Source organism: Cryobacterium sp. PH29-G1 (assembly GCF_030063365.1).
Lineage (GTDB): Bacteria > Actinomycetota > Actinomycetes > Actinomycetales > Microbacteriaceae > Cryobacterium.
The window spans coordinates 16,580-28,834 of record NZ_JASISY010000016.1; the positions used below are offsets into that span (position 1 = coordinate 16,580).

At 58.4% G+C, this 12,255-nt stretch carries 12 protein-coding genes; 6 read left to right on the forward strand and 6 right to left on the reverse strand.

Features of this window, described 5'->3' with window-relative positions; all coding sequences use genetic code 11:
• Positions 1 to 221 precede the first annotated feature (221 nt).
• The 4 genes from QMK22_RS15625 (at position 222) to QMK22_RS15640 (ending at position 4,199) form a co-directional block, all read left to right on the forward strand.
• Positions 222 to 1,409 (forward strand): hypothetical protein, encoded by a 1,188-nt coding sequence (locus tag QMK22_RS15625; protein ID WP_283498577.1) that lies wholly within the window; start codon positions 222 to 224, stop codon positions 1,407 to 1,409.
• A gap of 219 nt (positions 1,410 to 1,628) precedes the next feature.
• Positions 1,629 to 2,399: an enoyl-CoA hydratase/isomerase family protein gene (locus tag QMK22_RS15630; RefSeq protein WP_283498578.1), complete on the forward strand. Its 771-nt coding sequence runs from the start codon at positions 1,629 to 1,631 to the stop codon at positions 2,397 to 2,399.
• 66 nt (positions 2,400 to 2,465) lie between these two features.
• A complete protein-coding gene (locus tag QMK22_RS15635) occupies positions 2,466 to 2,945 on the forward strand; it encodes an acyl-CoA thioesterase (protein ID WP_283498579.1) in 480 nt (159 codons plus the stop codon).
• A 69-nt stretch (positions 2,946 to 3,014) separates the two neighbouring features.
• Positions 3,015 to 4,199: an acyl-CoA dehydrogenase family protein gene (locus QMK22_RS15640; RefSeq protein ID WP_283498580.1), complete on the forward strand. Its 1,185-nt coding sequence runs from the start codon at positions 3,015 to 3,017 to the stop codon at positions 4,197 to 4,199.
• Positions 4,200 to 4,362: 163 nt separating this feature from the next.
• Here QMK22_RS15640 and QMK22_RS15645 read toward each other — a convergent pair whose 3' ends face one another.
• The 6 genes from QMK22_RS15645 to QMK22_RS15670 all read right to left on the reverse strand — a co-directional run bounded on the left by QMK22_RS15645 (position 4,363) and on the right by QMK22_RS15670 (position 9,807).
• Positions 4,363 to 5,238 carry a 3-hydroxyacyl-CoA dehydrogenase family protein gene (locus tag QMK22_RS15645; RefSeq protein ID WP_283498581.1) on the reverse strand — a complete coding sequence of 292 codons (876 nt, stop codon included), beginning with the start codon at positions 5,236 to 5,238 and terminating at the stop codon, positions 4,363 to 4,365.
• Entirely contained in the window at positions 5,235 to 5,960 is a 726-nt protein-coding gene (locus QMK22_RS15650) for an enoyl-CoA hydratase/isomerase family protein (protein ID WP_502857880.1), read from the reverse strand. Before QMK22_RS15650 ends, QMK22_RS15645 begins: the two co-directional genes overlap by 4 nt.
• 62 nt (positions 5,961 to 6,022) lie before the next feature.
• Complete coding sequence (locus QMK22_RS15655; RefSeq protein ID WP_283498583.1) at positions 6,023 to 7,207, reverse strand: thiolase family protein; 1,185 nt, start codon at positions 7,205 to 7,207, stop codon at positions 6,023 to 6,025.
• Between the two features lie 70 nt (positions 7,208 to 7,277).
• Positions 7,278 to 8,060: an SDR family oxidoreductase gene (locus QMK22_RS15660; RefSeq protein WP_283498584.1), complete on the reverse strand. Its 783-nt coding sequence runs from the start codon at positions 8,058 to 8,060 to the stop codon at positions 7,278 to 7,280.
• Positions 8,061 to 8,083: 23 nt separating this feature from the next.
• Positions 8,084 to 8,890 carry a CoA-transferase subunit beta gene (locus QMK22_RS15665; protein ID WP_283498585.1) on the reverse strand — a complete coding sequence of 269 codons (807 nt, stop codon included), beginning with the start codon at positions 8,888 to 8,890 and terminating at the stop codon, positions 8,084 to 8,086.
• Complete coding sequence (locus tag QMK22_RS15670; protein ID WP_283498586.1) at positions 8,887 to 9,807, reverse strand: CoA transferase subunit A; 921 nt, start codon at positions 9,805 to 9,807, stop codon at positions 8,887 to 8,889. The genes QMK22_RS15665 and QMK22_RS15670 overlap by 4 nt, the downstream gene beginning before the upstream one ends.
• Positions 9,808 to 9,916: 109 nt before the next feature.
• Here QMK22_RS15670 and QMK22_RS15675 point away from each other — a divergent pair, with 109 nt between their 5' ends.
• Both QMK22_RS15675 and QMK22_RS15680 read left to right on the forward strand, forming a co-directional pair.
• A complete protein-coding gene (locus tag QMK22_RS15675) occupies positions 9,917 to 10,855 on the forward strand; it encodes a LysR family transcriptional regulator (RefSeq protein ID WP_283498587.1) in 939 nt (312 codons plus the stop codon).
• Positions 10,856 to 11,061: 206 nt separating this feature from the next.
• Positions 11,062 to 12,189, forward strand: a complete 1,128-nt coding sequence (locus tag QMK22_RS15680; RefSeq protein ID WP_283498588.1) for a TAXI family TRAP transporter solute-binding subunit — start codon at positions 11,062 to 11,064, stop codon at positions 12,187 to 12,189.
• Positions 12,190 to 12,255: the final 66 nt, after the last annotated feature.

Sequence of the window (12,255 nt, forward strand, 5' to 3'; positions counted from 1 at the left end):
CCGCGCGCCTCAATATCCGAGATGCAATACTCATCAGACCACGTGGGAGTTCAACTCGCCACTTATCCAGTGACTACGAACCCGGGTTTGAGGCGATCTTACGTTAGGGGGACATCACGGCTATTCGTCGTCGTATTTTCGGTTTATTACTCAATCTGTTGCTCGTCGCTGTGGGCGTTTCGCTTTTCGTTCCCGAGGCGAGCAACGTTGCAGGAATGTTCATGCTCGGCGGAGCCGTCGTGGGCATCACCATAGTTCCAGTGTCCCTGAGATGGGTTGCTGGCACTCTGATCGGCGTCGGTGCCACTGCGTTTGCCATTGCGCTTGCCCGCGGCTATTCCTATGCCCCGGGCGAAATACTGTCGGTGAATCAGACGCTGATCGGGATGATTGCCGCGGTGTCGTTCTTGCAACTCATCACCCCGCCGGAAAGCTCAGCGCAACCGAGGCTCTCGGGGCGGGCCGCTGTTTGGCGAACCACGGGCGCTGTGCATCTGCTTGGATCCGTGATCAACATGACAGTGATCAGCTCCGCGGGCGATCATCTCTCACGTAGCAAAGTACTTTCCACCTCCGATGCGCTGTTGATTTCTCGGGCGTTCTCCAGCGGTGCCTTCTGGTCCCCGTTCTGGGCGGCGTCTGCCGCGGCTCTGGTCTATGCGCCGGAGGCCCGGATCCCCGTGGTGTTCGTATGTGGCGCCGCGCTCGCCTTCCTCGCGATTGCGTTCAGCTCGGAATCAACGGCCAGGCTGTTGGGCAGTGAATTGCGTGGCTACCAAGGTTTCGCGCTGACCCGTCAGGTCTTGCAGGTTCCGGTGGTGATGGTGGTGCTGATCGTTGTGATCCACTTCCTGGCGCCCGGCCTTGCTGTCGCGAAACTCGTTTTGGTGTGCTCGGTCGCGATCACTGCGGTCGTTCTCTACGTGCAAGATTTTGCTGGTGCCACTCGGAAGCTTGCAAATCACGCAGCGCGTCACATCCCGAAATATCAGGGTGAACTGACGCTTTTCGCCGCTGCCGGGCTTCTGGCGGTGGGGCTGAAAGCATTCCTCTCTGTGACGGCTGTAACACTTCCCTTTAGCAACTTTGGGGTTCTGGAAGCATGGCTTTGCGTCGTGGTTATGGTGGCGTTGGCGCTAATCGGCGTGCATCCCGTCGTTTCGATTGCCGCCTTGGCTGCCGTGGTTGCGCAAATGGATCCGGATCCGACGCTCTTTGTGATGGCGGCGATAATCGGGTGGGGCTGCTCAGTTGTCGTGGGTCCGCTGTCCGGCCTGTTGATTTATATCAATGGCCGCTATGGGGTAAACAATCTCGCGATCGTGCGCGGAAATTTACCGTACGTTGTCTTCATCGTCATTGCCGCCTACCCCTGCCTATTGCTCTGCAACCGACTGATCCAATCGTGACACCCCAATCCAACCCGGCGTAGCAGCTCGGTTGGGCGGATGAGTGCCGACCTCAGCCGCTACAGTCGCGTGACGATTGGGAAGAAAATCCAATCAATAGTGTGCCAAATGAGTATTGGATAGATCTAAGTAGATCTGGAAGAGTGGGTGCAAGTACAAAGAAGTTCTTCGTTCTTGCGCGTCTAAGCGTTCGACGGTGAACGAGAGCAGGAGGAAACTATGGCGTTTGTGGTGCAAGAAAAGCGCGGTCAAACGCTCGTTCTAACCTTGAATGATCCTGTCTCCCGCAATGCCGTGGGCACACTGATGCGCAACGAACTGATAGCGGCTCTCGACAGCGCTAACGCCAACGCTGCGATCCGCGTCATTGTGGTCATAGGTGCCGACGATACGTTCTGCTCGGGTGGAGATTTGGGAGCCATGCCCCCCTCGGATGAAGCTGATGCCGTAAACCGGCTCAAACGCGTCGAGCTCATGATCCGGTTGCTGACGGAATCTCCCAAAGCGACCATAGCGGTTGTCGACGGGTTCGCGGTGGGGTTGGGCGCGAGCCTGGCCTGCGCGTGTGACTACGTATTCGTGACGGAGCAAGGTCGCTTCCTGTTCCCGTTCACGCGCCTTGGCCTTATGCCCGACGGTGGCGTCGTTCACAGCCTCGCGGCAAGAACTGGCCACGCCAAGGCCAGACAAGTGCTGCTTGAAGGGCAGACCATCGCCGCTGATGAGGCCGTGCGTATTGGGCTGGCGGACTCCGTGTTCCCCCGGAACGAAATCAACGGCGCCGTTTTGACCAAAGCGGAAATGCTGGCCGAGCGCGCGCCCCTAGCGGTTTCGGCTTTGAAGTCAATCTGCGCGGGGGGGCCAGCGGATCTGGACCACGTGTTCGGTGCTGAACAACGAGCGCAGCCCGTTCTCTACTTCTCCGACGACTTCGCGGAGGGAAAAGCCGCCTCTAAAGAGCGACGCACTGCAGTCTTCACGGGCAGCTAGACCAGCGGTATTCACTTACCTGACTGGCACCGTTTTGGACCTTACCGATGGAAGGCACCTATAAAAATGACATCCCCCGCGCCGCAGGTCGACAGCCCTGCGCCAGCCCTCAACACCGCTGCACCTGGCTTCAAGTGCGTGATCCCGATCAGATGGTCAGACCAGGACGTCAACGGACATGTGAACAACGCCAGGGTCGTGACCCTGATGGAGGAGGCGCGTATCCAATGGCTCAACCAACACGCCGTCGCTGAGGGAATAGATAATTTCACGGCCCCAAAACTCATTGCCGCGCTCAACGTCGAGTACCTCAAACCGATATTCCACGGACTGGAGCTGACCGTGGAGATGGCAATCAGCCGCATCGGGAACCGCTCATTCACCATCTCTTACACTGCCTCGCAGGAATCTAACATCGTATTCCGCGCAAGTACCGTCGTTGTCCCGTTCGACTCCAACGCAGGGAAGGCCCGCACTCTTGTCGAGACGGAACTCAACTATCTGAACAAATACCTCATTAGCCCGCCTAGGGATGGGCGTTCCTAAGCAGACACGAATCAGCGTGAGCTGGCCTGCTTTCGGCCGTACAACTATCAGAGAATCCAGTGGAGAAAAATGACCGTTTCGACAGACTTCTATTTGCTTGAAGGTGCGTTGAACGATGAACAACGCACCGTGCAAAACCGTGTGCGTGAGTTCGCCAACCGGGAGGTTCTCCCGATCATCAACGACTATTGGGACCGTGCGGCGTTTCCCTTTGAGCTGGTGCCCAAGATCGCTCAGCTGGGCATCATCGGTACCACCATCGAAGGATACGGCTGCCCCGGAATGAGCCGGCTGGCTTCGGCCCTGGTCTCAATGGAAATGTCTCGAGTCGACGGCAGCGTCAACACGTTCTTGAGCGTTCAGTCTGGCTTGACAATGGGCTCTATTGCTCTGTTGGGTGACGAGGACCAGAAGAATCGTTGGCTCCCCGACATGGCATCTCTGGACAAAATCGGCTCTTTTGCGTTGACGGAACCCAACCATGGATCCGACTCCGTCGCTTTGGAGACCACCGCCCGCAGGGACGGGGACTATTGGGTGCTCAATGGGAGCAAGCGGTGGATTGGCAACGCTAATTTCGCCGACATCGTTGTCATTTGGGCTCGTGACGAGGCCGATAACAAGGTCAAAGGCTTTGTGATGGAGAAAAATTCTGACGGAACATATCCAGATGGTTACACCACCGATTTGATCACGGGCAAGATCGGGAAGCGTGCCATCATGCAACCGGACGTCTACATAAAGAACCTTCGGATCCCCGCCGATAACCGTCTTGCCGAATCATCGGGCTTTAAAGATGTCGGGCGAGTTCTCATGGCGACGCGCGGAAACGCATCCTGGGAGTCACTGGGCCATGCGATGGCCGCCTACGAGGCAGCAGCGAGCTATGCCAAGGAAAGAATCCAGTTCGGCAAGCCCATTGCCAGCTACCAGCTCGTGCAGAACAAGCTCGCCAACATGCTTTCAGAGCTCACGGCCATGCAACTCATCTGCTTCCGCATCACCGAGCTTCAGGAACAAGGCCGTCTCACCGGACCGATGTCCTCCATGGCGAAGATGCACACCGCTCAGAAAGGCAGATGGATCTGTGCCGAAGCTAGGGACGTCTTGGGGGGCAACGGCCTCTTGCTGGAATACCAGGTGGCTCGCCACCTAACGGATATGGAAGTTGTCCACACCTATGAGGGGACCGATTCCATTCAGTCACTGATCGTGGGTCGAGAGATCACCGGCATATCAGCCTTCAGCAGTTAGCCAGCAGTACCGCAAGCATCCCGGCATTCGCTCGAACAAGTCGGCCACCCGCCGCTTTCCCGTCTTGACTTCTGTACCGTCACCGGTCAGAGACAAAGATGGAAAGCGGCGGGCGGCCGTTTGCGCGATCCGAAGTGCCACACCTATCGCGCGGGCACCATCGTTACCAGGTGAAGAAGCCCTGACCTGACTTGCGTCCGAGCTCGCCGTTGGCCACCATGTCGCGCAGAATCTGCGGCGGGGTGAAGCGCTCCCCGAGCGTGGAGGCGAGGTATTCGGCGATGCCGAGCCGCACGTCGAGTCCTACGATATCCGTGGTTCTCAACGGACCGATCGGGTGTTTGTAGCCGAGCGTCATTGCGGCGTCAATGTCTTCTGCCGAGGCGACTCCGTCTTCGACCATGCGCATCGCCTCAAGCGCAATCATCACTCCGAGTCGGGAAGAGGCGAATCCTGGTGCGTCATGCACGACGACGGGAGTCTTGTTCAGCGCCGAGACCCAACCCGTGGATGCTGCCGCCAGTTCGGGCGAGGTCATCTTCCCGAGAACAACTTCGATCAACAAGGACGCGGGGACCGGATTGAAGAAGTGCAGCCCGCAGAACTGGCCGGGTCTTGCGAGTTTTTCCGCCAACTTGTCCACGGATAGCGAGGAGGTATTCGTGGCGAGGTAGGCATCTGTCGGCAGCTGTGCCTCGACCCGGGTCAGTGCCTCGGCTTTCAACGTGAAATCCTCGGGGACGGCCTCGACGACAAGCCCCATCGTGGCGAAGGACGCATAGTCAGTAGAAACCGATATTCGGGCCCGAAGAGCTTCTAGAGACTCCGTCGTCGTGCCTCTTTCCACGCTTTTGGCCAGCGACGCGTCCAAGCGTTCGATGGCAGCTTGGGCGGCGAAGTCATCCCGTTCGACGACGACGACAATGCTGCCGGCCGTGCAGAAAGCGTGGGCGATGCCTGCTCCCATACGCCCGCCGCCAAGTACGCCGACGCGTGCGGGAACAGAGGGGCCGGAAGTCTCCGGAACCGATTCAGTCATGATTTCTTCTTCCTGTCCAGAAACTTCTGCATGCGATCAAACTTGGCCTCCGACTCGAAGAGCACTGCCTGAGCCAACTGGTCAATCATCGGGTGGGATTCGGCCGGGGCGGTGAATACAGATTTAGTGATTCGGGTCGCCAGCGGGTCCTGCTTGCTGATTCGGTCGGCCAGTGCGTTGGCGGCATCCATAAGGGCATCCGGTTCGTGTATTTCGGTGATCAAATTCACGGCGAGCGCCTCGCCGGCACTCAGGATTCGTCCGGTGAGCAAAATTTCCTTGGCCACCGGCTCGCCGACGAGTTCTTTTAGCCGCCAGGATGCGCCGGCTGCGGCGAGGATGCCGAGGCCCGTTTCCGGGTTGCCGATCTTCACCGATGGAGTTCCGATTCGAAAGTCCGCGGCATAGGCGAGTTCGGCGCCGCCACCGAGGGCGTAGCCGTCGAGAGCGGCGATGACCGGCATCGGCAGTTTTGCGATCCGGGAAAAGAGGGTGGAGTTGATGCCGGCCAGAGCATCGTCTCGGCGTCGTTCTCGCAACTGCCGGATATCCGCGCCGGAAGCAAAGATGCCCCCGGACCCGGAAAGGATCAATGTCCTGGGATCCGCCTCGAGCACGGCACAAACTGCGTGCAGCTCGTCGATCATCGTTTGGTCGATCGCGTTGCGGACATGCGGTCTGTATAGCTGGACGTGGATTCGGTCGTGCTGCTCATTGACCAGTAGGGCCGTGAAATTGGTGTCGTCGAATGATGGGGTGGGGCGCTGTGCCGTGTCGCGGCCCACTAGACGCGCTCGATTAACAAAGATGTTCCCTGACCGACGCCGACGCACAGCGTGGCCAAGCCGATCTTGGCGTTCTCGCGTTCCATCCGGCCCAACAGCGTGATCACGATGCGCGAGCCCGATGATCCCAACGGATGGCCGGTGGCTATTGCGCCGCCGTCGCGGTTGACGATCTCCTCATCTAATCCCAAACGGCGCATCACGCCCAAAGATTGGGTCGCGAAGGCTTCGTTCAGTTCGACGGCGCCGAGGTCGTTCACGGACAACCCGGTGCGGGCGAGAACCTTCTTGGTTGCCGAAACCGGGCCCAGACCCATCACTTCCGGCGCAACCCCGGTAGAAGCGCCATCGAGGATCCTAGCGCGGGCCGTTAAGCCGAGTCTTTCGATCGCGGCCTCGCTGGCAATGATGATCGCCGAGGCGCCGTCGTTGAGCGAGCTGGCGTTGCCTGCGGTGACAATACCGCCGGGCTTCACGACCGACCGGAGCCTAGACAATGACTCCATCGACGTGTCCCGGCGGGGGCCTTCATCGACCTCGACGAGGCCCTTCTTTGTCTCGACGCCAATAATCTCCGGCGCCAGCCGTCCCGCGTCGATGGCGTCGATGGCGCGTTGATGTGAGCGCAGTGCGAAGGCATCGGCATCTTCGCGGGTGATTCCTTCGACCGTGGCAACTTCCTCCGCGGTCTCCGGCATTGAATACGTCGTCTTGTCCTGAGAGCTGAATACCGGGTTGATGAAGCGCCAGCCGATCGAAGTATCGAAGACCTCCCCGGGCTTAGCGAAGGCCTTCTCCGGCTTTGCCATCACCCAGGGGGCGCGGCTCATCGATTCCACTCCGCCCGCGACGACGATGTCGGCTGCACCGGACTTCACCATGTGCGAGGCCATGATGATGGCCGACAGGCCCGAGGCACAGAGCCGGTTGACCGTGATTCCCGGAATGGAATCGGGGAAGGCAGCCAGTAACGTGGCCATCCGCGCCACATTGCGGTTCTCTTCGCCGCCGCCATTGGCATTGCCCAGGATGATTTCTTCGATTAGCGCGGGCTCAAGACCGGCCCGCGAGACGGTCTCCTTAAGTACCAGCGCCGCCAAATCATCGGGCCGCACACCCGACAGCGCTCCGCCGTAGCGACCAACCGGGGTGCGAACCCCTCCCACCAAAAAGGCCTCAGCCATGCGAATTCTCCTTTGCTCAGTGCGTTTCGTATCGGGACAGTGTTTTGCGGAACGAGGCTCGTGCTGGCCCCTAATGCGTCCCGAGTTGACGGCCGCCGTCGATGATCAGGTTGGTTCCCGTGACGTAGGCGGCGTAGTCGCTCAATAGATATGCACAAGCATTGGCAATCTCTTGCTTCTCAGCGAGCCTGCCCATGGGGATGGCTTTCAGATGCCCGGCCAACTCGTCGGGAGAACCGTACAACGCATCAACCCCGCCGGTGTCTTTGGTGAGTCCAGGGGAGACGATATTTAAGCGGATGCCGTGGTGGGCCCAAGCCGCAGCGAGAGACTTGGTCATCGTTATTACACCGCTTTTTGCGCTGGCCGAATGCACCGTGCTTGCGCTGCCCGTAGCGGCCGCGGTCGTTCCAATATTGACCACGGATAGTGGTCCACCGGTTTCAATGGCCACTCGGGCCACTGCCTGGGTGACATTCCAAGTGCCGGTGAGTACGATTTCGACGACGCTTCGCCATCCGTTGGGGCTCAGTTCCAGCGGATCCACGCGAAAGTTACCGGCGGCATTATTGACGAGCAAATTGATCTGGCCGAGGTCTTGGCCGATTTTTTCGATGGTGGATTGGATTTCGACGTTGTCGCGCACGTCCACGCTGTAACCGCGGACGGTGTGGCCAAGCGCGGTGAGCTGGTCCACGGCGCTGTCTAAACGCTCCTGGTTTCGCCCGAGAATGGCGACATTAGCGCCCATCTCTGCGAGACCGAGGGCGATTGAGAGTCCGATTCCGCTGCTGCCACCAGTGACGAGTGCGGTTTGGCCATGAAAAGTATTGGAGTTTAACATTGTGTGCATAAAGTCAGTTGCTCCTGATGTGGTTAGCGTAAATACACTCTGGTCGGGTCGATATCCTCCCGGAGGAGACGAAGTTCCTCCGCGGTCGGAGCGGCGGTTACCGTGATGTGCTCCATAAGTTTCAGCGGCCATCCAGTTGCGGCCTGAACCTGCTCAACGGTGACCCCTTCGTGCACGGATGCCAGGCAGAGTTCGCCCGTGTTATCCGCTTTGAGCACGCCGAGATCGGTAATGACGGTCGAGACGCCGAGGCCACGTGTTGGTACTTTTGGCGCGGCCAGCCGTGCCGCTCTGAGCGAGGGGCTGGTACAGAAATCGAGCTCATTCACAAAAGAGGTGAGGTTATGCCGACGCAATACGACGAAGACTTCGTGAGAATTGGACATGACTTCCACGGCGCCCCCGGATCCGGGCAACCGAACAATTGGTTCCTCCCACGGTCCAATCACGCTCGTGTTGAGGCTTCCAAAACGGTCTATTTGTGCGGCGCCCAAGAAGCCGACGTCTATCCATCCCCCCTGCAATACGTAGCCGAAGAGAACGGGCATGGTGAGTATTGCTTCGGCTCCCGTTGCCAATGAGGCGTCGGCGATGGTTTCGGGAAGCCGTGGGGGATGAGCGCCACACACACCGGACTCATAGACCTGCTCGATATCGGGAGACGACGATTTTTGGGCCAGAGCGACGGCCAGTGTCGGCAATCCGATGCCGGCGAAAACTCGACGCTTGCCCTGAAGGAGACGGCAGCTAACGACGGTGAGAAGTTCACTCGCGGTATAGGCGGCTGGTGTCGCGGTGGTCGTGTTGTCGGTTTGTATCGCGGTGATCATCGAACGCTTCCATAGTTGACGGGAGTGGACATATGCGGAACGGGAATCAAAGGCTCAAAGTAGCCTTCGCCCAGCTTGTTGAGATATCCCGCGTGTCCTTCGGTGTCAAAGATCCATTCTTGAATCCACTGCCGGAGTTTTTCGGGGTCGCGGCTGATCGCCGACCATGACCGATAGAAGTCGTTATCGCGATCGTAATAACCCTGAGCAAATGAAGGATGGGCGCCGTACTTGCTTTCCACGACGGCGTCCACGACGAAGCCGGGGATGATTGTTCTATTGGGATCTGAGCGGATGACATCATCGTCGACGATTTCCTCGACAATGGCGATTGTTTTTCTCGCGGCAAACGCCACTTCTTGCTGTGGCCCGAGAATTCCCCAACTTTGAATGTTGCCACTACGGTCTGCCCTTTGGGCGTGGATGATGGCAACATCAGGGTTGAGTGGGGGAACAACGTAGATTTCACTCTCGTCATCGAAGGGTGACGTGATCTTCTTGATATTCGGATTGATGTCCGTGAGAGCGCTGCCCGCGTAGGAGCGGATGGGCATAAAGGGGATCCCTGAGGCACCGGCTTGGTACCGGGCCAACAGGCCGTAGTGGCTGTATTCCTCGATGTCGATGGGGGAGACGCTGCCGGCTTCGATCGCACGGCGCACGGCATACAGCGACCCGACGGAGCTGTTGCCCATGAAGGCGAATATGAGCTTACTTACGCAACCCGCACCCACGAGCTGGTCGGCGATGATATCCGGCGTCATGCGCACCAAGGTCAAGTCGCGCTTGCGCTGCCGAATGATTTCATGACCGGCCGCGAAAGGGATCAGATGCGTGAACCCCTCCAGGGCGACGACATCGCCATCTGCGACAAACTCAGCAATCGCGTCGTGCAGACTGGCCTCTTTGCTGGTCATTGGTATGAAGCCTTCCTCATCATTGAACACGATTCACTTCATAGTGACATCGTGGATCTATGCGTGTCCAATACATAAAGTAGACTTCTGTGAGAAGAATTCGTTATAAGTGACGTCGTTGCTGGAGGGCATTTTGGAGTTCAAACATCTCGTGGGGTTCATTGCTATCGCAGAGGAACTCCATTTTGGGCGCGCCGCCGCACGCCTGCACATGGCGCAACCGGCGCTCAGTCAGCAGATTCGGCAATTGGAAAAGCAGTTGGGGGTGGAGCTGTTTCATCGAAACACACGCTCGGTGACGTTGAGCGAAGCCGGGTACGCGCTCCTCCAGCCGGCCCGTCAGGTTTTGGCCGATGTTGACATCGCCAAACGTGCTGCGGTCTTGGGTGAGTCGGAGATCGTCGGCCGGGTGGTCATCAGTTTCGCCGGGGCGAGTAGTCACAATGCGCTGCCCAAACTTGCCCGCGCCGTCCGGGCCGAGCAACCCGGCATTGAGATGGTCCTTCAAGGGCAGACGTATTCTGGCGGGGCGCTGACCGGCATCAACGGGCGGAACATCGACATCGGGTTTTGCCGATTGCCGGTTATGGATACGGCAATAGCCACCCGGATCTATGGATACGAACGACTCGTGGTGGCCTTGCCTTCGGACCATCGGCTCGCGGAGAGAACGGTCATTGATATCGCGGATTTGGCTCTCGAGCCGTTCGTGTCTTTTCCCGGCACCCAGGGGTCGGCCGTTCGGGATGCTTTCATGCGCGTCACGATGGATGCCGGTTTCAACCCGAGAATCATGCAGGAGGCGCCTGATTCGTATACGATATTAGGTCTTGTATCGGCTGGGGTTGGAGTCACGATCACGGTCTCGTCCGTTCAGCATATTGATACCCCCGGTGTGGTGTTTCGGGAACTTGGCGGAAACGTAGCAGAACTTGTAGCCGTCCTTGCTTGGCGCAAAGACAACGTGTCTCCGGCTGTGCTGGCTGTGCTCGAAATTGCGGAGCGGGTGCTTCCCGCTCCGGAGCGACATGCGCTCCTCGGCGGCTGATTGATAGGAAATTTCAATGACTATTGTTTCAATTGAGTATTGGACTCAATTGGTGTGCGGCTGACAGGCTAAATGAGAACACCCGGCGTGATGCTCATTACGCGTTCTACAACCACCCCATACAAGTCTGAATTACGTCGATACACGCCGATGCGCGACGCATTCTTTGGGCGGGGATGGTGTCACAAAAACTCAAAGGAGAGATTATGCGAAAAATGCTACGTACCGTTGCCCTCGGCGTGGCCGTTGGGCTGAGCCTGACCGCCTGTGCCGCGACCGGTGAAAGCGAAGTAGTTGAAGGCCTGCCCCAGCAACTGGTCTGGAGTACGTACGGCCTGGGTACCTCCACCTATGCCGATGTTGCCGCTGTCACCGGGGCCATAACGAGCGGCACCGACCACACGGCTCGGATTATCACAGCCGACACTGCCATCGGACGCCTCGGTCCGTTAAAGCAGGGCAAGTCCGATATGGCTCGCACTGGAAACGAATACATCTACGCATTCGAGGCGGACTTCGAATTCGCCAGTGAAGACTGGGGCCCTCAGGACCTTCAATTGGTATGGGCGCCTGTTGCTCCCCATGGCCTGATGGTTCGGGACTCCTCCGAGATCAAGTCGTACGATGACCTCAGGGGAGTTAGCTTCCCGCACATTACGGCAAATCCTTCGGTGAATAACAGCCTCACGGCGATGCTCGCATACGGTGGGCTTACCTGGGACGATGTGGAGCCGGTCGAGATTTCGTACAGCGAGCAGGCGGATGCCGTTAAATCGGGTCAACTCGATGTTCTCTTTCAGCAGGTCTATGGAGCTTCGCTCTATGAGCTTGAGAGCGCCTTTCCTGTCCGCTGGCTGAGCATGGACGATGACTCACCGAAGAGGGTCGCGGCCGTTGCCGAGAGTGCACCATACGCTGCGATCGGTGATTTCACCGGCGCAGCCGGCCAAGAAGATGGTGAATCCGCACGCGGCTTGATCTATACTCTTCCGCTCGTTACCTATGCGGGTGCTAGCGAATCGTCCGTGTACGAGACGGCGAAAGCCATCCAAGACAACTACGACGAGTTCAAGGATTCAACAGCAACGACGCAGAACTGGTCTCTGGAGCTGGCGAACACGGTGCCGACGAAGGTTCCGTTCCACGCCGGGACAGTCAAGTTCCTTAAGGAAAACAACGCCTGGAGCGATGAAGCCGACAAGAAGAATAAGGAACTCATCGAGCGCGGCGAAAAGCTGCGCGCAGGTTGGGAAGACTTCATCGGTTCAGCGGACAAGACGAACCTCGCTGAAGAATGGGCCACCTGGAAAGAAACGAATCTGAGCACCCTGTAACGGGCCGTGATCTCGCCTAGATCCGTTGGTCTCATCATGCGTTGATGTGGCCGTGCCACCCTGCGC

What these genes read in the sequence shown, in the direction of transcription:
- QMK22_RS15625 (WP_283498577.1), top strand. Translation starts at nt 222, where the DNA reads ATGCTCGGCGGAGCCGTCGTGGGCATCACCATAGTTCCAGTGTCCCTG.
- QMK22_RS15630 (WP_283498578.1), top strand. Translation starts at nt 1,629, where the DNA reads ATGGCGTTTGTGGTGCAAGAAAAGCGCGGTCAAACGCTCGTTCTAACC.
- QMK22_RS15635 (WP_283498579.1), top strand. Translation starts at nt 2,466, where the DNA reads ATGACATCCCCCGCGCCGCAGGTCGACAGCCCTGCGCCAGCCCTCAAC.
- QMK22_RS15640 (WP_283498580.1), top strand. Translation starts at nt 3,015, where the DNA reads ATGACCGTTTCGACAGACTTCTATTTGCTTGAAGGTGCGTTGAACGAT.
- QMK22_RS15645 (WP_283498581.1), bottom strand. Translation starts at nt 5,238, where the DNA reads ATGACTGAATCGGTTCCGGAGACTTCCGGCCCCTCTGTTCCCGCACGC.
- QMK22_RS15655 (WP_283498583.1), bottom strand. Translation starts at nt 7,207, where the DNA reads ATGGCTGAGGCCTTTTTGGTGGGAGGGGTTCGCACCCCGGTTGGTCGC.
- QMK22_RS15660 (WP_283498584.1), bottom strand. Translation starts at nt 8,060, where the DNA reads ATGCACACAATGTTAAACTCCAATACTTTTCATGGCCAAACCGCACTC.
- QMK22_RS15665 (WP_283498585.1), bottom strand. Translation starts at nt 8,890, where the DNA reads ATGATCACCGCGATACAAACCGACAACACGACCACCGCGACACCAGCC.
- QMK22_RS15670 (WP_283498586.1), bottom strand. Translation starts at nt 9,807, where the DNA reads ATGACCAGCAAAGAGGCCAGTCTGCACGACGCGATTGCTGAGTTTGTC.
- QMK22_RS15680 (WP_283498588.1), top strand. Translation starts at nt 11,062, where the DNA reads ATGCGAAAAATGCTACGTACCGTTGCCCTCGGCGTGGCCGTTGGGCTG.